Here is a 19,882-nt window from a genome sequence, read left to right as displayed (position 1 = left end):
TGCCGCCCTGCAACAACGCGCGCTTCGCTTCCCCGCCGCGAGGCGCCGGGCGAGCGCGCAATTGCGCGGCACGCGTCACATGGGGCGAATATCGCCCGCGCATTCGGGTTTTCGCACGCACGACGGTTGACGCCTTGCCGCCACCGGCGCGACACAGGCCCGCCGCGCCCGGCGCGTCCTCCAGGAGAACTCCATGCGCTCCACGCTGCTCGCCTTGGCCCTGCCGCTGGCCGCTCTCGCCGCCTCCTCCACCGCACATGCGCAGACGACCGCGCGCGCACCGGCCTCGCCGGCACCGCTGCAACAGTCGTGCGACGCGCTGGCGAGCCGGCTCGCCTATCCCGGCACCCGCTTCACCGCGGTGCGCAGCGTGGCCGCCGGCGCCCTGCAGGTGGCCGGCCAGCCGATCGGCGCGCACTGCCAGGTCACCGGGCTGATGCACGAGCGCGTCGGCGCGGACGGCCAGTCCTATGCGATCGGCTTCGAGATGCGCCTGCCGGCGGCATGGAACGGGCGCTTCTTCTACCAGGCCAACGGCGGCCTGGACGGCAACGTGGTGCCCGCGCTCGGCGACATCGGCGGCGGCGGCCAGCGCGACAACCCGCTGCGCATGGGCTTTGCGGTCATCAGTTCCGATGCCGGGCACAGCAATGCGCAGAACCCGCTGTTCGGCCGCGATCCGCAGGCGCGCCTGGACTACGGCTACCAGGCGGTGCAGGCGCTGACGCCGATGGCCAAGCGCGTGGTGCAGATCGCCTACGGCAAGGCGCCGGACTACAGCTACTTCGGCGGCTGCTCCAATGGCGGCCGCCACGGCATGGTCGCCGCCGCGCGCGACGCGCAGGACTACGACGGCATCCTGGTCGGCGACCCCGGGTTCCACCTGCCCAAGGCGGCGATCGCCGACCTGGCCGCGGCCCAGCAACTGGCGGCGCTGGCGGGCGGCAGCGACACGCGCAGCGGCCTGACCGCCGCCGAGCGCAGCCTGGTGGCCGAGCGCATCGTCGCCACCTGCGATGCGCTGGACGGCGTGCGCGACGGCATGGTGCAGGACGTGCTCGCCTGCCAGCGCCGCTTCGACCTGAACCGCGACGTCGCCACCTGCGGCAGTGCCGGGCGCACCGGCCAATGCCTGACCCCGGCGCAGAAGCGCGCGCTCGGCGCCATCCACGCCGGCGTGCGCAACAGCGCCGGCACGCCGCTGTACGCGCCCTTCCCCTACGACCCGGGCATCGCCAGCGGCGACTGGGCCGGCTGGCGGCAGGACGCCTCGCTGACCCTGGTGCCCGGCTCGGTGGCCTTCGGCTTCGTCACCCCGCCGGAGGATCCGGCGGTGCTGCAGGACCTCAAGCGCTACGCGCTGCAGTTCGACATGGATCGCGACGCGCCGAAGATCTTCACCACGTCCGGCGCCTTTGGCGAATCCGCCTGGGCGTACATGACCCCGCCGAACGAGACCCAGCTGACCACGCTGAAGAAGCGCGGCGGCAAGCTGCTGATCTACCACGGCACCGGCGACGGCATCTTCTCCTTCGCCGATACCGCGGCCTGGTACGACCGCCTGCGCACGGCCGATGCCGATGCCGCCAGCTACGCACGCCTGTTCGCGGTGCCGGCGATGGCCCATTGCGCCGGCGGACCGGCCACCGACCAGTTCGACGCGCTGACCCCGCTGGTCGCCTGGGTCGAGCAGGGCCAGGCGCCGGCCGCGATCGTCGCCAGCGCACGCGGCAGCGGCAGCGCCGCGCCCAACAACGAGGTGCCGGCCAGCTGGAGCAGCCAGCGCAGCCGCCCGCTGTGTCCGTATCCGCAGGTGGCGCGCTACGTCGGCGGCGACGTGGAGGCGGCATCCAGCTTCGTCTGCCGCTGAGGGCCGACCACCGTTGCGCCGGCAGCGTGGCGGTGCAACGGCCGCGTCGCTTTCGAGGCGGTCAGCCCATGCCGCCGTTGATGCCGATGACCTGGCCGTTGATGTAGGCGGCCGCGTCCGAGCACAGGAACGCGACCAGCGCCGCCACTTCCTCCGGCTTGCCCGGGCGCCCGGCGGGGACCATCTGCTTGATCGCCTCCGGCGGGAACGCGCTCTCGGCCATTGCGCCCTGGATCACGCCCGGCGCGACCACGTTGACGCTGATGCCGCGGCTGGCCATTTCCCGCGCCAGCGACATGCTGGCGCCGTGCAGCGCCGCCTTGGCCGCGGCGTAGTTGGTCTGCCCGCGGTTGCCCAGCACCGCCGACACCGAGGACACGCTGACGATGCGGCCCCAGCGCGTGCGCGCCATCGGCAGCAGCAGCGGCTGGGTGACATGGAAGAAGCCGTGCAGCGAGACGTCGATGACCGTGTGCCACTGCGCCGCGCTCATGCCCGCCATCGGCGCGTCGTCGTGGATGCCGGCGTTGTTGACCAGCACCTGGATCGGGCCGGCCTCCAGCAGCGTCGCCAGCGCCTGCGCGCTGGCCTGCGCGTCGGCCACGTCGAACGCCACCGCCTCGGCGCTGCCACCGGCGGCGACGATCGCCTCCACCACCGCCACGGCGCGCGCGACGTTGGCATTGGCGTGCACGATCACGTGCAGGCCCTGCGCGGCCAGGGCGTGGCAGATCGCGCCACCGAGATCGCCGCTGCCGCCGGTGACCAGGGCGCGGCGCGGTGCGGGGGATGCAGACATCGGGAATCCTCGGTCGCAATGAAGATGGGCCGTCATCCTAACGGTTCACCCGCGCGCCCGTAGGCGCGGTTTCAGCCGCGAGGACGTGCAGGGAATACGCGGCGCGGCTGAAACGCACCGCCGATCACCACGCGACGTCTTTTTGTAGGAGCGGCTTCAGCCGCGATGGGCATTACCGGGGCGCGGCCCTCGCCCAGCGGTTGCCCCGGCATGCACGATGCGGGTACAGGGAGTTGCATTGCGTTGCCCGGGTGCACTTTGGAGGGACTTCAGTCCCGACGCCTTGCAGTCTTGGATACTCGGCAAGCTGCGCTCGCCGCGCACGCAGGGCCGTCGACGCCTACGCGGTCACGCCGCGCCCAGCATCACCGTCGCGCGGCCCTCAGCCAGCAACTGCCCGGCATTGGTGATGCGGAAGGCGTACTGCTGGCTGTCCTCGGCCTGCAGCAGCACCTCGGCCTCGCCTTCGATCGGCCCGGCCAGGTCCTGCAGTTCGCTGACGTGCAACTGCACCCCGCGCAGCGCCACCAGCATGCCCGGCCGCACCGGCGTGCCGGCCGCACGGCCGAGCAGGCCGCCATGCACCGCCATCGCCTGCGCGCCGTACTCGCACAGGTGCAGCGCGTGCAGCCGGCCGCCGCTGCGCAGCGGATGCGCGGCCTGGCGATGCGCGACGCTGCGCAACAGAACGCGCTGCGCGTCCCAGGCGGCCACCTCTTCCCACAGGCACATCAGGCCCTGGTGCGGGACCAGGGCGGCGATGGCGTCGCGTCCGTGCAAGGGCTCAGTGTGCATGGCGGTTCTCCTGGACGTCGCTGGCGGTCTCGCGCGAAATCAGCAGCGCCAGCACGAAATTGAACAGCACGCCCAGCGCCACGGTGCTGCCGATCGCGCGCAGCACCGGGATGCTCGAGGCAGCCAGCAGCGCGAACACCAGCAGGGTCATCAGGCTGCACACGATCAGCGCATGCAGGGTGCGCAACTGATCGGCGCGGTCGTCGCCGGCGTGGTCGAAGAACAGCGCATAGTCCAGGCCCAGGCCGGCGGCCAGGATCAGCGCGATCAGGTGGAACAGGTTCAGCTCGACCCCACAGCCGCGCAGGATCGCCAGGATCAGCAGCGTGGTCAGCGCCATCGGCAGCAGCACGCGCACGATCCGCCGCGGCGTGCGCAGCGCGATCGCCACGGTCAGCGCCAGCAGCACCGCGGCCACGCCGAGCGCGGCGAGCACGCGGCCGCGGTAGGCGGCGACCAGCGATTCGGAGGCGTCCTTCAGGTCCAGCAGTTGCGCGCCGCTGCCCTGCACCGCGCGCGCCAGCTGCGCCGGATCGCGCAGCCCAGTCAGCGACACCAGCGCAGTGGCGCGGTCCGGACGCTCCAGCAGCAGGCCGCCGACGGGCGTGGCCAGCGGCGTGCCGCGCAGCGCGCGCGCGGTCAGCAGCGGCGCCGTGCGCGCGGCCTGCAGGTCGGCCAGGAACGGCGCGAACGCGTCGGCACGGAACGGCGTGGCGGCGACCGCGGCGGCGGTGATCGCCTGCGCCTGCGCCGGATCGGGCAAGGCGGCCTGGCGTCGGCGCTGGGTGGCGGCGCTGGGCAGGTAGCGCGCGGCCATGTCGTAGCCGGCCAGTTCGCCCTGCGCCACCAGCGCGTCCAGGCGTGGGCGCAGGCGTTCGGACGCGGCCAGCGCGGCATCGGCGGAGGCCGCCGGCAGCGCCAGCACGTAACGCACGTCCGGCGCGCCCAGTTCCTGGCGCAGGTGCGCGTCGCGGGCCAGGCCGTCGGCCGGCACCGGGGTCAGCTTGGACAGGTCGTTCTGCCAGAACGGGCCCGGCGCGAACACGATGACCGCGGCCGCCAGCAGGGCCAGCGGCAGCAGCGACCAGCGCGGCCGCGGCAGCCGCGCGATGCCGCGCCACAGCCGCTCCAGCATCGGCGAGTCGGCATGGTCGCGCGGCGAGGGATCGATCAGCGCCGGCAGCAGCAGGCGCGTGGTCAGCGCGGCCACCAGCAGGCCGGCGATGGTGAACACCGCCAACTGGCGCAGGCCGTCCACGCCGGAGAACAGGAACGTGACGTAGGCGATGCAGGTGGAGACCACGCCGGTGGCCAGCGTCGGCCACAGGTGACGCGCGTTCTCGCGCGGATCCAGGCCCGGGCGCTGATGGCTGAACAGATGGATCGGGTAGTCCTGGACCACGCCGATCAGGGTGAAGCCGAACGCCACGGTGATGCCGTGCACGCCATCGAACAGCAGCGCCACCGCGCCCAGCCCGGCCAGGCCGGCGCTGGCCAGCGGCAGCACGCCCAGCACCGGGATCTTCCAGCTACGGTAGGCGACCAGCAGCAGCACGATCAGCCCCACCGTATCCAGGGTGCCGATCCATTGCGCCTCGTTCTGGGTGCGCCCGCCGATCTCCACCGAGAACGCGCCGGGACCGGTCAGGGTCAGCTTGCTGCTGGTGCCGGCGCTGACCTTGGCGAAGGCGGCGTGGATCGCATCGACCGCGCGTTGCTGGCCGGTGGGGTCGAAGCCGGCGGCACGGGTCTGCGCGACCAGCAGCGCGTCCTTGCCGGCGCGGTCGAACCAGACACCGTCGCGCTGCTGCGGGCCGCCGGCCGGCTGCAGGCTCTCGGCCAGGTGCAGCACTTCCAGGGTCGGATCGCGCGGCAGCAACGGCTCTACCATCGCCGCCGCCGGCGAACCCAGGTCCTGCAGCCGCGCCTGCAGCGCATCGCGCAGGGTCGGCGCATCCAGCGGTCTGGCGTCGAAGCTGTCGCTGAGCAGGTAGCGGTACGGCAACAGGCGCGGCGGGATCGCGTCCAGGCCGGCATCGGCACCGTTGGCGACCAGTTCGAACACGTCGTGCTGCGCGGCCAGTTCGGCATGCAGGGCCTGTGATTGCTTGGCCAGCGTGGCCGGATCGGCCCCGGACAGCGACATCAGCAGCAGCCGCGAGCCAGGGCCTTCGCCGAGTTCGTCGAGCAGGAGTTTCTGCGCGGGAGTGCGGGCTTCCGGCATGAACTTGCGCAAGTCCCCCGACACCTGCAGCGCATTGCCCAGCCAGATCCCGGCTACGGTCAGCAGCGCCAGCCACAGCAGCGCCAGCGAGATGCGCATCTTCGAACTGAGGGCACGCTTCATCGCCGCGTCCCCACGTCTGCCTGCACCGCGCGATCAGCCGCCGCGCGCGCAGCCGTCGGGCCGGCAGCACGCTGCCGGAGGGCGCCTCGTGCGGGGATCACGCCGCGTCGCCGTGGCACAGCGCGGTCAGCGCAGCGCCGTCGGCGACGGCACCGGCGGCCTGCGCGGCACCGGCCAGCAGGGTACGCTGAACGTCGCCCTTGGCCGGGGTGGTCTCGATGCAGCGCAGTTCGGCACCACGGCCGTACAGGCGCAGGCTACGCACGTGCGCGGCCACGGCCGGGTCCTTGGGCTGCAGCTGCAGCTGCCAGCGCTCGCGGGTGCCGGAGCTGCTGATGGTGTACTGCTGCTGCAGCAGTGCGCGGTCGCCGGACAGCAGCGCGCCGAAGCCGCTCTGCAGGCCGGCCAGTTCCGGCACGCGCGTCAGCGAGAAGCGCCGCGGCGGCTTGCCGTCGCGCTCCAGCGTGGCTTCGCCGCCGCGCAGGGTGGTGGTCTCGTGGTACGGCGCGGTGACCTCGCGCACCAGGGTCTGCGCGTCCGGGCGGCGGTACTCGCCCTGCACCCGCAGCGGCGCCTTCAGCAGCGCCGAGCCGCGCAGTTCGACGAAGGCGGTGCTGACCGGCGCCGGCCGCGCCAGCTTCTGCAGGATCCAGTCGGCGTCCGGCGCCTCAGGCGATGCGGCGCTCAGCGGTGCGGCGCTGCACAGCAGTATCAGCATCCACGGCAAGGTGCGGCGCATCGGCATGGCGGTTGTTCCAGAAGTCGTAGAAGTTGAACCAGTTGTAGGGCGCGGAGCGGGTGTAATGCTCCAGCCTGGCGGCGTAATCGCGGATGAGCGCGGCCAGCACCGGCGCACGCTGCCGGCGCGGCAGGTCCAGGCCTTCGCTGAAGGTCTCGAACACCAGCTCGTAGCGGTTGCCGCCGCGGTACAGCCCGAACGCCAGCACCACCGGCACCTTGAGCGCGGCGGCGATCAGCCACGGCGACGTCGGGAACATGGCGCCCTGGCCGATGAACGCGGCCGGCAGCGCCGGATCCTCCGGGCGCGGCCGGTCCACCAGCAGCGCGACCAGCGCGCCCTCGTCGGTGGCCTGCTTGATCGCCATGACGATGGAGGTGCTGTCCATGCCCGCGTCGATGATGTTGGCGGCCAGTTGCGGGTTCAGCGCGCCCAGCAGGTCGGTCATAGCCGGGTTGTGCGCCTTGTCCAGCACCACCTTGACCTGCACGTCCGGGCGCTCGGTGGCCAGCACCCGCAGCGCGTCGAAGCTGCCCAGGTGCGAGCCGAAGATCAGCACGCCGCGGCCGCGGTCCATCTGCGTGTGCAACTGGTCCAGGCCGCGGATCTGCACCCGGAACCGGTGCATCTGCCCGCACAGCATGAACACCCGGTCGAGAATGGTGGAGGCGAAGGTGTGGATGTGCCGGGCCACCTCCAGCAGCGTGGCCGGGCGGTCGAACACGCGGCTCAGGTAGTGCCGCGAATCGCGCCGCTCCGGGCCGCGCACCAGCAGGAAGTACAGGGTGATCGGATACAGCAGCAAGCGCCCGACGGCGCGGCCGCCGTAGCGGGCGATGCTGCGGATCAGCCACAGGGCGAAGCGGCCGCCGCCTTCCGGGCGCTGCTTCCAGCCGGCGCTCACGGCGCCGCCTCGGCGTTCAGTTCGCCACTGACCAGCAGGTCTTCGCCACGCAGCACGCGGAAGCGCCAGCGCGGCGCGGCACCGTCCAGTTCCACCCGCGCCGGCTGGCCGGGCAGCAGCGGCTGCAGGAACTTCACCTGCGGCAGGCGCAGCGGCGCGCGCGCGCCGTGCGCCGCCTCGACGGCCTGCAGCACGTGGTCCAGCACCACGACGCCGGGCACCACCGGGCGGCCCGGGAAGTGGCCGGGCAGGCTGGGATGATCATGCGGTACGACGAATTGCATACGGGCGACTCATATCCTGGGTTCGAGCATGGCAAGGACAGCCTGGTGCGCGCGCTGGGTCACTTCCTGGCGGTTCAGCGGGCCGTCCTCGCCGTTCACCCGGATCGGCGTGCCGATCCGCACCCGAATGACGCCGGGCCGGACCCGGAACAGGCTGGTCGGCGGCAGCACCTTGCCCGCCCCGTCCAGCGCCACCGGCACCACGTCCACTCCGGCGTCGATCGCGGCCTGCAGCAGCCCGGCCTTGAACTCGGCCAGCGCGCCGCTGCGGCTGCGGGTGCCTTCCGGGAACAGGCACAGGTCCTCGCCGCGGCGCAGCAACGCCGCCGCCTCGCGCCGCATCATCGCCCCGGCGCGGCGGCTGTCGCGGTCCAGGAACAGCATGCCGGTCGCGCGCGCATACCAATTCACGAACGGCACCTTCAGCATCTCGTCCTTGAGCAGGAAGCGCAGCGGCACCGGCAGCGCCATGAACAGCACACAGATGTCGATGATCGACTGGTGGTTGCTGACGAACAGGTGGTTGCGCGACCAGTCCACCCGCTCCTGGCCCTCCACCTCCAGCCGTGCCCCGGCGCCGAACAGCAGCACCGGCGCCCAGAACCGCGCGCCCATGCGCAGCGGCAGGCGCGGCCCGGTCAGCCACAGCAGCACCAACGCGACGACGATGCCCAGCGCGGTATGCGCCAGGGTAAATGCCAGCTGCAGGGTGTTCCACACGGCCCAGGCCATGCGCGAGGGCATCCCTGCCTGCGGCAACTTGCTGTTTTCCTTGATGATCTGCACGACCCTTGCGTCCCCTGCACTTCGCGCGTCAGCGCAACAGATCGCGCCAAAAAACCGGCCCCAGCCGCGCCAGCCGGTGCAGGAAGTCGGGCAGATTACGGTAGGGACGCTGCGGAAACCAGCGCCCGCGCAGCAGGTACTCGCCGACGAAGAAGCCGCCGATGACCCCGTAGCCCAGCAGATTGGCGAACAACGAGGCGCGCGCATCGCTGATCGGCAGCGGCGAGGCCAGGCCCAGCTGCGCCAGCACCCCGCTGGGCTGGGCGCACAGCGCCAGCAGCAGGTTCAGCAGCGTCAGCCCGACCAGCAGCAGGGTCCAGGCCAGGGTCAGGCGACGGGTGTAGCGCAGTTGCTCCGGGGTGATCGGCATGCCGGCCTGCCGGTACAGGGCCTCGACGATGCGAGTGATCAGCGGCGTGCGCCCGCGCTGCAGGCTGCGCCCGAAGAACCAGGCCACCCAGGCGGTGAACAGCACCGGCGGCGCGGCCAGCAGCAGCAGGGCGTGCGGCGAGCGCCACAGCGGCACCAGCGCCGCCGTCGCGGCGATGGCCAGCGCCCAGGCCCAGGGCCGCCAACGCGCCATCGGCTCCACCAGCACCATCAGCACCAGCGCCGCGCCGGCCAGCACCGCCAGGTCCGGGCGGTGCGCGGCATTGGCCCAGTGCGCCAGTGGCGAGTAGGCCAGCGCCAGCAGCACGCCCAGGGCCAGCGCCCAGGGCGCGGCGTCGGCCGGCTCAGCTGGTCTTGTTGGCTTCGACATGCGCCGACAGCGCGCGCAGCGAGGCGAAGATGCGGCGGTTCTCGTCGTTGTCCGAGCGCAGCTGGAAGCCGTAGCGCTTGCTGATCGCCAGCGCCAGTTCCAGGGCGTCGATCGAGTCCAGCCCCAGGCCGGTATTGAACAGCGGCGCCTCCGGATCGATGTCGCCGGGCTGGACGTCTTCCAGGTTCAGGCTCTCGACCAGCAGCTCGGCCAGTTCACGTTCGGCGGCGGTTTGCGAAGACATCCAGGGGCTTCCAGGCGAAAGGACGGGTGCGACAAGATGGTGCATCGGGCGCTGCGGCGCAACCATCGGCCCGCGAACGGCACGCTATCATGCCGTTTCGCCCCGCCGTTGCGCCCGCAGGTTCCCTCAGGATGACGTCCGCCGCTGTTGCTTCCCCTCCCCCCACCGCACGCGACGCCGCGGCAGACACGCCCGACGTGCTGGTGATCGGCGGAGGGCCGGCCGGCTGCGCGGCGGCGATCGTCCTGGCGCAACGCGGCTGGCGGGTCACCGTGCTGGAAAAGGACCACCATCCGCGCTTCCACATCGGCGAATCGCTGCTGCCGATGAACATGCCGATCCTGCAGCGGCTGGGCGTGCTCGACCAGGTGCGGGCGATCGGCGTGCTCAAGCTCGGCGCCGATTTCCCCAACGATGCCGGCGGCTACAACACCTTCCGCTTCGCGCACGCGCTGGGCGCGCAGTCCGACTTCGCGCTGCAGGTGCCGCGCGCCGACTTCGACCGGGTGCTGTTCGCGCAGGCGCGCGCGGTCGGCGCCGACGTGCACGAGGGCGTCCGCGTCGAGGCGGTGCAGCTGGACGGCGAGGCGCCGACGGTGCAGGCGCGCGGCGCCGACGGCGTGCGCCACTACCGGCCGCGCTACCTGATCGACGCCAGCGGCCGCGACACCTTCCTCGGCAACAAGCTCAAGCTCAAGCGCGCCAATCCGCGGCACCAGTCGGCGGCGCTGTTCAGCCATTTCCGCGGCGTGGCGCGGCGCCCCGGCGAGGACGCCGGCAACATCAGCATCTATCGCCACGCGCACGGCTGGATGTGGCTGATCCCGCTGCCCGACGACGTGATGAGCGTGGGCGCGGTGTGCGACCCGGAGTACATGAAGACCCGCCAGGGCTGCGACAGCGAGACGTTCCTGCTGCGCACCCTGGCGCTGAATCCGGACGTGGTGGCGCGCATGGCTGGCGCGCAGCGCGTGGCGCCGGTGCACGCCACCGGCAACTACGCCTACGAATGCACGCGCATGAGCGGGCCGCGCTGGCTGATGCTCGGCGACGCCTACGCCTTCGTCGACCCGATGTTCTCCTCCGGCGTGTATCTGGCCATGCACAGCGCCGAGCGCGGCGCGTCCGTGGTCGACGCGGCGCTGCGCGACCCGGCCAGCGAGGCGCGGCTGCAGCGGCGCCTGGAACGGCACCTGCGCGGCGGCCTGGACGAGTTCAAGTGGTTCATCTACCGCTTCACCTCGCCGACCATGCGCGAGCTGTTCGCGCAACCGCGCAACGTGCTGCAGGTGGAACAGGCGGTGGTGGCGATGCTCGCCGGCGACGTCTTCGACAACCGTGCGGTACTGCGCCGCCTGCGGGTGTTCCGTGCCATCTATGCGCTGTCCGCAGTGGCGATGCTGCCGCGGGCATGGCGCGCCTGGCGCCACCGCCGCCGCCAGGCCCGCGAATCGTTCCACGGCGACACCTTGCACGGAGAAACACCATGAGCCGCCCGCACCTGCAGTTTCCGCACCACACGCAGGGCCATCCGCAGTTGCAGGTGGACTACGTCGCCGAGACCGATCCGGGCCGGTTGCTGGCCGAGGACCGAGTGCTGGCGGTGTTCGGCTTCGGCGAGACCGCGCCCTACCACGACGACCCGCGCTACCTGCGCGTGCCGCTGCAGCCGCACGGCCCGCGCATGCTCGAGGTGTGGCGCACCGATGCCCCGGTGCACAGCGGCCGCGACGGCGCCATCGCCTGGGCCAGCGACGGCCGCCTGCAGTTCGGCGTCATCGAGATCGACGAGCGCCAGGTCGACCTGGACATCGAGGAAGCCGCCGCACTCGCCTACGCGCAGATCAGCGCCTTCGTCGCCGGCAGCGCCACCCCGCGCCTGCTGCGCATCTGGAACTACCTCGACGCGATCACCCTGGGCAGCGGCGACCGCGAGCGCTACCGGCGCTTCTGCGTCGGCCGCGCGCGCGGGCTGGGCGATTTCGACGCCACCCAACTGCCCGCGGCGACCGCGGTCGGCCGCTGCGACGACGCGCGGGTGATGCAGATCTACTGGCTGGCCGCCGCGCAGGCCGGCACCCCGCTGGAGAACCCGCGCCAGGTCAGCGCCTACCGCTACCCGCGCCAGTACGGCCCGCAGCCGCCCAGCTTCGCCCGCGCCATGCTGCCGCCGGCCGGCAGCGACATGCCGCTGCTGCTGTCCGGCACCGCCAGCGTGGTCGGCCACGCCTCCATGCACCAGGGCCAGTTGCTGGCGCAGCTGGAGGAAACCTTCGCCAACTTCGACGCCCTGCTGGCCGCCGCGCGCGAACACGCCCCGGACCTGCCGCCGCAGTTCGGCGACGGCACCCGCCTCAAGGTCTACGTGCGCGAGCCCGGCGACCTGCCGCTGGTCGCCGCCGCCCTCGATACCCGCTTCGGCGACCGCGTCCCGCGCCTGCTGCTGCACGCGGTGATCTGCCGCGACGAACTGGCGGTGGAGATCGACGGCGTGCATGGTTGAACATCTGCGTCGCTAGACGCACCAGCTCGCCATCGCCGCGACGGCGGTGCGGTTCGCTCGATCAGGCGTCGAGCGATGCAGGACGGTAGGCCACCACGGTTGCCCCGGTTCGCCGCTTGCAGACACGCTTGCCGATTCCCAAGTCGCGTCGCCAGCTGAGCGGTGGCGTCCGTTCCAGACCTTCGCACTGGCCTGCCATGTCCGACAGTCCCCGCAAGATCGTGATCGTGTCCGGCGCGCCTGGCGCAGGGAAAACCACCTTGGCAGTGCCGCTCGCCACACGACTCGGATTTCCGCTGTTCTGCAAGGATGTCATCAAGGAAACCCTGACCGACGCCCTCGGCGACAGCGGCGGCGATCTCGCCGCGTCGCGCCGGATTGGCGGCGCGGCGATGGAACTGCTCTGGTCGCTGGCACGCCACGCGCCGCACGCGGTGCTGGAAGCCAACTTCCGGCCCCGCAGCGCGTACGAGCGCGGCAAACTGGCCAGCCTCGACGCCGTCATCGTCGAAGTTCACTGCGACTGCGGCCCCGACGAAACCGCCCGACGTTTTCGGGAACGTGCAGCGGCCAGTGGGCATCACGCCGCGCATCCGTTGAAAGAACTGACGCCGGACATGCTTGCCGAGTACGCCGGACCGGTGGGACTAGGCGCCGTCGTCACGGTGGATACGCGCGTGCCGGTGGACATGGAGCGCCTCGTCGCCGAGGTGTCGAGACGCTTGTCCGAGTGACGCGCACCGTCGCTTCGAACTCGAGCGACGCCGGGAACGCTCAGGCGCAATCATGCGCAGTCCCGACGCGTCGATCACCGGCCGGGCCTGGCGATCGGTGCAACCTGCCAGACCGCGACTCAGCCGTCGCAGTCCCCAGCCAACAACGCCAGCATGCGATCGCGCGGCAGCTTGCCGGTCTCGTTGCGCGGCAGGGCGTCGAGCAGGCGCAGCCGGCGCGGCAGGAACACCGGATCCAGCTCGCGGCGCAGCGCGGCGAGGATCGTGGCCTCGTCCAGGGTCGGTGCCACCACCACCGCGGCGATGCGGCCCACCGCCTGGCCCGGCTCCGGATCCAGTTGCAGCATCGCGCCGTCGACCACGCCCGGCAGGGCCAGCAGACGCCGGGTGAGGTCGGCCAGCGAGGCGCGCTTGCCGGCGATCTCCAGCAGGTCGGCCTGGCGCCCGCGCACCTGGAAACGGCCGTCGGCATCCACTTCCATCAGGTCGGCCAGCAGCACCGGCTGCGGCAGATGCGGCGCGTGCACCAGGGTGCCGTCCGGCTGCGGCGCCACGCGCACGCCGGGCAGCGGCGTCCACGGCACTTCGCAGGCGGTGCGACGACTGGCGAACACGCAGGTCTCGGTGGAGCCGAACATCTCGCGCACCTCGCCGCCGAAACGCGCCTCGGCAGCGGCGGCCAGTTCCTGCGCGAGCGGCGCGGTGGCCGAGACGATGCCGGCCAGCGGCGGCAGGGCGACGCCGGATTCGACCAGCGCGCGCAGATGCACCGGCGTGGTCACCAGCAGCCGCGGCGCCGGCAACTGCGCCAGTGCGCGGGCCACGTCCTCGGGAAAGAACGGGCGCCCGGCGTGCACCGCCAGCGGCGTCACCAGCGGCAGCAGGATCGACAGCTCCATGCCGTACATGTGCTGCGGCGGCACCGTCGCCACCACCTGCGGCACCGCCGTGTCCGGCCACAGCCCGACCAGCGCCAGCAGGTCCTGGCGGGTGCTGGTGAGGAAGCTGCCCCAGGTCTTGGGATTGGGCTTGGGCGCGCCGGTGCTGCCGGAGGTGAAGCCGATCGCCACCAGCGCGTCGTCGGCCAGTTGCGGCATCGGCCCGCCCAGCGACGGCAATACGTCCGGCAACTGCCAGTAGCGCGGCGGCGGCTCGGCCAGCGCCAGGTCGCCCAGGCAATAGCAATCGGCATGGCTGCGCTGCACCTCGGCCACCACCGCCGGCGCACGCGAGGACGGCAGCAGGGAGGTCTGCCCGCGCAGCGCCACCGCACAGAACGCGACCATGAAGCGATAGCGGTCCTCGCACAGGTTCAGCGCGTGCCGGCCGGCCGGCAGCACCGCGGCCAGGCCGCGCACGTGGCCGAGGAAGGTGGCCAGGTCGATGTGTTCGCCGTTGGCGAAGGCCAGCGGGCGCCGCGCGTCGCCGACGGCAAGCGGATGCAACAGGGGCGCGGCGGGAATCTCGGAGGAAACGGCGGACATGCGGGGCGGCGGCTCGGGCGGGCGATGACCCGCACGGCGCGGGAGCCGGTAGCTTGGCCGCCACCGCCGCCGCTGGCAAGCCGGCCGGCCGCCGCGGCGGCCGCCGTCAGTGGTGGTAGCCGGTGTCGGCGGTGATCTTGCCGCGGAACACCCGGTACGACCACGCGGTGTAGCCCAGGATCACCGGCAGCAGCACCGCCAGCCCGGCCAGCACGAAGCCCTGCGAAGACGGTGGCGAGGCCGCTTCCCAGATGGTCAGCCCGGGCGGCACGATGTTCGGCCAGATGCCCAGCACCAGGCCGAAGAAGCCGAGCACGAAGAAGCACAGGGTCAGCACGAACGGACGCGCATCGCGGCCCTGTGCCATCGCCGCACGCCACAGCGCCACCGCGTTGACCAGCACCAGCAGCGGCACCGGCGACAGCCACCAGAAATTCCCGTCGTGGAACCAGCGCGCCATGATCCGCGAGTCCAGGAACGGCAGCCAGGCACTGACCAGGCCCATGAACACCACCACCACCAGCACCAGCGGCCGGGTCAGGGTGCGGGCGATGCGCTGCATCGCGCCCTCGGTCTTGAGGATCAGCCAACTGCCGCCGAGCAGCGCATAGCCGAACACCACCGCCGCGCCGGTGAGCATCGAGAACGGGCTGAACCAGCCCAGCACCCCGCCCAGGTACTTGCCGTCCTGCAGCGGCATGCCTTCCACCAGCGCGCCCAGGATCACCCCCTGCCAGAACGCCGCGCACAGCGAACCCAGCGCGAACGCCCAGCCCCACAGGTACTTGGAACTGCGCGCCTTGAAGCGGAACTCGAAGGCCACACCGCGGAACACCAGGGCGATCAGCATCAGCAGCACCGGCAGGTACAGTGCCGACAGCACGATCGCGTAGGCCTTGGGGAAGGCCGCCAGCAGACCGGCGCCGCCGAGCACCAGCCAGGTCTCGTTGCCGTCCCAGATCGGCGCGGCTGTATTCATCATCAGGTCGAGCTGGTCCTCGTCCTCGGCGAACGGCGCCAGGATGCCCAGGCCGAGCACGAAGCCGTCCAGCAGCACGTACATCAGCACGCCGAAGCCGATCACGCCGAACCAGATCACCGGCAATACGGTCGCCATGTCCATCAGCGGGTCTCCTCGATGTCGTCGTCGGCCGCCGACAGCGGCCGCGCCGGGGTCTTGTCGCCCTCCTGCATGCGCGGCGCCGGCTCGTGCGGCAGCGGCCCATGGCGCAGCATGCGCAGGATGTACCAACTGCCGAAGCCGAACACCAGCGCGTAGGCGAGCACGTAGACGCTCAGCGAGATCCACACCATCGCCGGGCTGAGCGTCGGGCTGACCGCATCGCGGGTGTGCAGCAGGCCGTAGATCACGTACGGCTGGCGCCCGATCTCGGTGACGAACCAGCCGGCGACCAGCGCCACGAACCCGGCCGGCAGCATCGCGTTCCACGCCAGGTGCAGCGCACGCCGGCGCAGCAACGTGCCGCGCCACCAGAAGAACAGCGACACCAGCGCCAGCAGCAGCATCGCCATGCCCAGCCCGACCATCACCCGGAACGCATAGAACACCGGCTTCACCGGCGGCCGCTCGTCCCGCGGCACCGCGGTCAGCGGCGTGATCTCGCCATCCAGCGTATGGGTCAGGATCACGCTGCCCAGGCGCGGAATGGTCACCTCGTAGTCGTTGCGCTCGGCGGCCTCGTTGGGCACCGCGAACACCACCAGCGGCACGCCCTGCCCCTTCGCCTCGCCATGCCAATGCCCTTCCATCGCCGCCACCTTGATCGGCTGGTGCTCGAGCGTGTTCAGGCCATGCGCATCGCCAGCGGCGATCTGCAGCGGCAGTGCGATCGCGGCGAACGCCACCGCCAGCTTGAGCATGCGCCCGGCCGCGTCCAGATGCTCGCCGCGACGCAGGTACCAGCCGCTGACCCCGCCGATCACGAAACACGTCGTAATGAACGCAGCCAGCACCATGTGCGTGAGCCGGTACGGGAACGACGGATTGAAGATCACCTCGCGCCAGTTGGCCGGGTGGAACACGCCCTCGACCACGGCGTAGCCGGCCGGCGTCTGCAGCCAACTGTTTGCCGAGAGGATCCAGAACGTGGAGATCAACGTGCCGATGGCGACCAGGCAGGTCGCCAGGAAGTGCAGCTTCTCCGGCACCTTGTGCCAGCCGAACAGCATCACCCCCAGGAACGAGGCCTCCAGGAAGAACGCGGTCAGCACCTCGTAGCTGAGCAGCGGGCCGAGGATGTTGCCGGCCCGTTCGCTGAGCACCGCCCAGTTGGTACCGAACTGGAAGCTCATCACGATGCCGCTGACTACGCCCATGCCGAAGGACACGGCGAAGATCTTCAGCCAGAAGAAGTACAGATCGCGCCACACGGTGTCGCGAGTGCGCAGCCAGCGCCACTCCAGGAACGCCAGCCAGCTCGACAGGCCGATGGTGAAGGCCGGGAACAGCACGTGGAAACTGATGACGAATCCGAACTGGATGCGCGACAGCAGCAGGGCGTCCATGGGTAGCGCCTGAGGCAGCGGAAACGATGCCTATTGTTGGTGCAGCGCGGCGAAATGGGATGTGACGGTTTGTCGCAGCGGCGTCTTGTCGCAGCGGCGGCGCTACGTGATTGCGCAGGCGCCCGTGTGCGTCCAGCACAACGACGCTCACACGAGTGATGCAGATGCCGACGACGCCAACCCGCCGTTTCCGTGCATGTGGAAGCGCATGCACGGAGTCCGCGTTTCTGTTGCGCTTGCGCGCGACCTGAGGTGCGGCATGCCGGATCGCGTCTTCCACTTTCCCCCGAAAGTGCATCGGAACCGCCGGTGCAGGCCTGCGTCACGGCAGCACGATCGGTGGACTGCAGCAGGCGTCGTTTTCCTGAATAGGTGCGGCCTTGGCCGAAGAGCGGTGCACGGCGGCCACTCGCCCGGATCGCCCTACCCGGCGCGCACATGACCGATGGCGCAATCGCCGCCACCCTGGCGGCTGCTACGCTTGCGGTTTGCCGTTCGTCCGGAATTCCAGATGCGTCGTCTCGCCCTGAGCGTTGTTGTGTTGCTGTCCCTGTCCTGCCTACCGCCGCTGGCCGCGGCCCAGGATGCCGCCGCCCCGCTGACCATCGAGCAGGCCATGGCCGATCCGGACTGGATCGGGCCGCCGGTCGAGGACGCGTGGTGGGCCTGGGACGGGCACCAGGTGCAGTACCAGCTCAAGCGCACCGGCAGCCCGGTGCGCGACACCTACCGCCAGGGCGTCGACGGCGGCGCCGCGCAGCGGGTCGAGGACGCGCAGCGCAGCACCCTGGACGCGGCCAACCCGGTCTACGACGCGCGTCGCCAGCGCATGTTGTTCGTGCGCAACGGCGACGTGTTCCTGCGCGACCTGCGCAGCGGTGCGCTGACCCAGCTGACCCGCAGCAACCAGGCCGCCGCGCGGCCGCAGTTCACCACCGATGGCGGCGCGCTGTGGCGGGTCGGCAACGACTGGTACCGCTGGAGTCCCGGCGGCGGCGTGCAGCAGGCCGCGGTGCTCAAGGCCGAGCGCGATCCCGATGCCGCGCCCAAGCCCGACGTGCTGCGCGACCAGCAGCTGCGCACCCTGGAGACCCTGGCCCGCGACCGCGCCCAGCGCGAGCTGCTGCGCCAGCAGGAGCAGGCCTGGCGCCGCGCCGACAGCAGCCGCGCGCCGGCGCCGGTGTACCTGGGCGACGACGTGGTGGTCGACGACAGTGCGCTGTCGCCGGACGGCCGCCACCTGCTGGTGGTGACCCATGCCAAGGGCGCCGAGGAAGGCCGCGACAGCAAGATGCCGCGTTACGTGACCGAATCCGGCTATGCCGAGTTCCAGGAAGCGCGCACCCTGGTCGGCCGCAATTCGCCGGTGGCGCAGACCCTGTGGCTGGTCGATGCGGTGGCCGGCAGCGCGCGCAAGCTCGACCTGTCGGTGCTGCCCGGCATCGGCACCGATCCGCTCGCGGCGCTGCGCAAGGCCGCCAAGCAGGAGCCGCTGCAGGGTCCGCGCGCGGTCCGCGTGGAAACCGACGGCGACGGCAGCGGCGCCTCGATGCACTGGAGCGAGGACGGCCGCAACGTCGCCGTGCTGCTGCGCGCGGTGGACAACAAGGATCGCTGGATCGCCAGCGTCGACCTGGACAAGGCGGTGCTGCAGCCGCGCCACCGCCTGACCGATCCGGCCTGGATCAACTGGAGCTTCAACGACTTCGGCTGGATGCCGGACAACCAGACGCTGTGGCTGCTGTCCGAGCAGTCCGGCTATTCGCACCTGTACACCCAGCGCGGCACCGAGAAGCCGCGCCAGCGCACTTCCGGCAAGTGGGAAGTGTCCGCGCCGGTGGTCAGCGCCGACGGCCAGGGCTTCCTGTTCCTGTGCAACCGCAAGTGGCCGGGCGACTACGAGGTCTGCAAGCTCGACCTGCGCAACGACAGCGTCGCCGAGCTGACCTCGCTGGACGGCGTCGAGGACTTCGCGCTGTCGCCGGACGGCCAGCAGCTGCTGGTGCACTACTCCGGCCCCTACCTGCCGCCGCAACTGGCGGTGCTGCCGGCCGCCGGCGGCAACGCGCGCGTGCTCACAGATACCCGCAGCGCCTCGTTCAAGGCGCGCCAATGGGTGCAGCCGCAGTTCGTGCAGGTGCCGTCCAAGCACGGTGCCGGCACCGTCTGGGGCAAGTACTACGGTCCGGCGCAGCCGGAGCCGGGCAAGCGCTATCCGGTGGTGATGTTCGTGCACGGCGCGGGCTACCTGCAGAACGTGTCGGCGCGCTACACCCCGTACTTCCGCGAGCAGATGTTCCACAACCTGCTGGTGCAGAAGGGCTACATCGTGCTGGACCTGGACTACCGCGCCAGCGCCGGCTACGGCCGCGACTGGCGCACCGCGATCTACCGCGACATGGGCCATCCGGAACTGGAGGACTATCTGGACGGCCTGGACTGGCTGGTCGACAGCAAGCAGGGCGACCGTGGCCGTGCCGGCATCTACGGCGGTTCCTACGGCGGCTTCATGACCTACATGGCGCTGTTCCGCAGCCCCGGCACGTTCAAGGCCGGCGCCGCGCTGCGCCCGGTGGCCGACTGGAGCCAGTACAACCACGAGTACACCTCCAACATCCTCAACACCCCGGACCTGGACCCGGAGGCCTACCGCACCTCCTCGCCGATCGAATACGCCAGCGGCCTGCGCGACCACCTGCTGATCGCCCACGGCATGGTCGACGACAACGTGTTCTTCAAGGACTCGGTGGACATGACCCAGAAGCTGATCGAGTTGCACAAGGACAACTGGGAGATCGCGCCGTACCCGCTGGAGAAGCACGGCTTCACCCGCGCCGACTCCTGGCTGGACGAGTACAAGCGCATCCTCACGCTGTTCGAGCGCGAACTGCGCTGAGCCGGCCACTCGCCGAAGCGCCTGCCGTCGACGTGCGGCAGGCGCCGGGAGCCCCGCGCGGTGCCCGCAGACACCGCCAACCTCCTGCGTCCGCCACGCATCGCGCCGCTCCTTAGGAGTCAACTGTCGTGCAGCCGCGACGCGCGACGTGGTGAGCCTTCCGATGGCGCAATGCGTCGGGACTGAAGTCCCTCCCACAGTGCACCCGGCG

The 19,882-nt window shown here is 71.3% G+C and carries 17 protein-coding genes; 5 read left to right on the top strand and 12 right to left on the bottom strand.

What is annotated here, in order from left to right:
• Positions 1–193 precede the first annotated feature (193 nt).
• On the top strand, positions 194–1,870 hold the full coding sequence (locus PIQ37_RS12305; protein ID WP_342073689.1) for a tannase/feruloyl esterase family alpha/beta hydrolase: 1,677 nt from the start codon (positions 194–196) through the stop codon (positions 1,868–1,870).
• A 61-nt stretch (positions 1,871–1,931) separates the two neighbouring features.
• On the opposite strand, the gene fabG is transcribed toward PIQ37_RS12305, so the two are convergent.
• The 9 genes from fabG to xanC form a co-directional block, all read right to left on the bottom strand.
• A complete protein-coding gene (gene fabG, locus PIQ37_RS12300; protein ID WP_342073688.1) occupies positions 1,932–2,669 on the bottom strand; it encodes a 3-oxoacyl-ACP reductase FabG in 738 nt (245 codons plus the stop codon).
• Between the two features lie 348 nt (positions 2,670–3,017).
• A complete protein-coding gene (locus PIQ37_RS12295; RefSeq protein WP_342073711.1) occupies positions 3,018–3,449 on the bottom strand; it encodes a phosphotransferase in 432 nt (143 codons plus the stop codon).
• 4 nt (positions 3,450–3,453) lie between these two features.
• Entirely contained in the window at positions 3,454–5,811 is a 2,358-nt protein-coding gene (locus PIQ37_RS12290) for an MMPL family transporter (protein WP_342073687.1), read from the bottom strand.
• A gap of 97 nt (positions 5,812–5,908) precedes the next feature.
• A complete protein-coding gene (locus PIQ37_RS12285) occupies positions 5,909–6,556 on the bottom strand; it encodes a LolA-related protein (protein ID WP_342073686.1) in 648 nt (215 codons plus the stop codon).
• Positions 6,480–7,454 (bottom strand): LpxL/LpxP family acyltransferase, encoded by a 975-nt coding sequence (locus PIQ37_RS12280; protein ID WP_342073685.1) that lies wholly within the window; start codon positions 7,452–7,454, stop codon positions 6,480–6,482. Before PIQ37_RS12280 ends, PIQ37_RS12285 begins: the two co-directional genes overlap by 77 nt.
• Positions 7,451–7,738, bottom strand: coding sequence for a hypothetical protein (locus PIQ37_RS12275; RefSeq protein WP_342073684.1), 288 nt, complete (start codon positions 7,736–7,738; stop codon positions 7,451–7,453). The genes PIQ37_RS12280 and PIQ37_RS12275 overlap by 4 nt, the downstream gene beginning before the upstream one ends.
• Positions 7,739–7,747: 9 nt before the next feature.
• Entirely contained in the window at positions 7,748–8,497 is a 750-nt protein-coding gene (locus PIQ37_RS12270; RefSeq protein ID WP_342073710.1) for a lysophospholipid acyltransferase family protein, read from the bottom strand.
• A 55-nt stretch (positions 8,498–8,552) separates the two neighbouring features.
• Complete coding sequence (locus PIQ37_RS12265; RefSeq protein ID WP_342073683.1) at positions 8,553–9,284, bottom strand: COG4648 family protein; 732 nt, start codon at positions 9,282–9,284, stop codon at positions 8,553–8,555.
• Entirely contained in the window at positions 9,259–9,528 is a 270-nt protein-coding gene (gene xanC / locus PIQ37_RS12260; protein WP_003470209.1) for a xanthomonadin biosynthesis acyl carrier protein XanC, read from the bottom strand. Before xanC ends, PIQ37_RS12265 begins: the two co-directional genes overlap by 26 nt.
• A gap of 131 nt (positions 9,529–9,659) precedes the next feature.
• Between xanC and PIQ37_RS12255 the strand changes: the two genes are divergently transcribed.
• The 3 genes from PIQ37_RS12255 (at position 9,660) to PIQ37_RS12245 (ending at position 12,765) form a co-directional block, all read left to right on the top strand.
• Positions 9,660–11,018, top strand: a complete 1,359-nt coding sequence (locus tag PIQ37_RS12255) for an NAD(P)/FAD-dependent oxidoreductase (protein WP_342073682.1) — start codon at positions 9,660–9,662, stop codon at positions 11,016–11,018.
• Positions 11,015–12,031 (top strand): chorismate transformation enzyme, FkbO/Hyg5 family, encoded by a 1,017-nt coding sequence (locus PIQ37_RS12250; protein WP_342073681.1) that lies wholly within the window; start codon positions 11,015–11,017, stop codon positions 12,029–12,031. The genes PIQ37_RS12255 and PIQ37_RS12250 overlap by 4 nt, the downstream gene beginning before the upstream one ends.
• 197 nt (positions 12,032–12,228) lie before the next feature.
• The gene (locus PIQ37_RS12245; protein WP_342073680.1) at positions 12,229–12,765 is read left to right on the top strand and encodes an AAA family ATPase; all 537 of its coding nucleotides are present in this window, start codon (positions 12,229–12,231) and stop codon (positions 12,763–12,765) included.
• Positions 12,766–12,884: 119 nt separating this feature from the next.
• Here PIQ37_RS12245 and PIQ37_RS12240 read toward each other — a convergent pair whose 3' ends face one another.
• From PIQ37_RS12240 to PIQ37_RS12230, 3 genes are all read right to left on the bottom strand, one after another.
• Positions 12,885–14,249, bottom strand: coding sequence for an AMP-binding protein (locus PIQ37_RS12240; protein ID WP_342073679.1), 1,365 nt, complete (start codon positions 14,247–14,249; stop codon positions 12,885–12,887).
• Positions 14,250–14,355: 106 nt separating this feature from the next.
• Complete coding sequence (gene cydB / locus PIQ37_RS12235) at positions 14,356–15,372, bottom strand: cytochrome d ubiquinol oxidase subunit II (protein ID WP_267082324.1); 1,017 nt, start codon at positions 15,370–15,372, stop codon at positions 14,356–14,358.
• A complete protein-coding gene (locus tag PIQ37_RS12230) occupies positions 15,372–16,775 on the bottom strand; it encodes a cytochrome ubiquinol oxidase subunit I (RefSeq protein WP_017910339.1) in 1,404 nt (467 codons plus the stop codon). The genes cydB and PIQ37_RS12230 overlap by 1 nt, the downstream gene beginning before the upstream one ends.
• Positions 16,776–17,286: 511 nt before the next feature.
• Between PIQ37_RS12230 and PIQ37_RS12225 the strand changes: the two genes are divergently transcribed.
• On the top strand, positions 17,287–19,671 hold the full coding sequence (locus PIQ37_RS12225) for a S9 family peptidase (RefSeq protein ID WP_342073678.1): 2,385 nt from the start codon (positions 17,287–17,289) through the stop codon (positions 19,669–19,671).
• The last annotated feature ends 211 nt before the right edge of the window (positions 19,672–19,882 follow it).

It is taken from the genome of Xanthomonas protegens, from assembly GCF_038442435.1.
In the GTDB taxonomy this organism is placed as follows: domain Bacteria; phylum Pseudomonadota; class Gammaproteobacteria; order Xanthomonadales; family Xanthomonadaceae; genus Xanthomonas_A; species Xanthomonas_A sontii.
The sequence above is the reverse complement of the archived record's forward strand: the minus strand, read 5'-3'. Positions and strand labels throughout refer to the sequence as shown.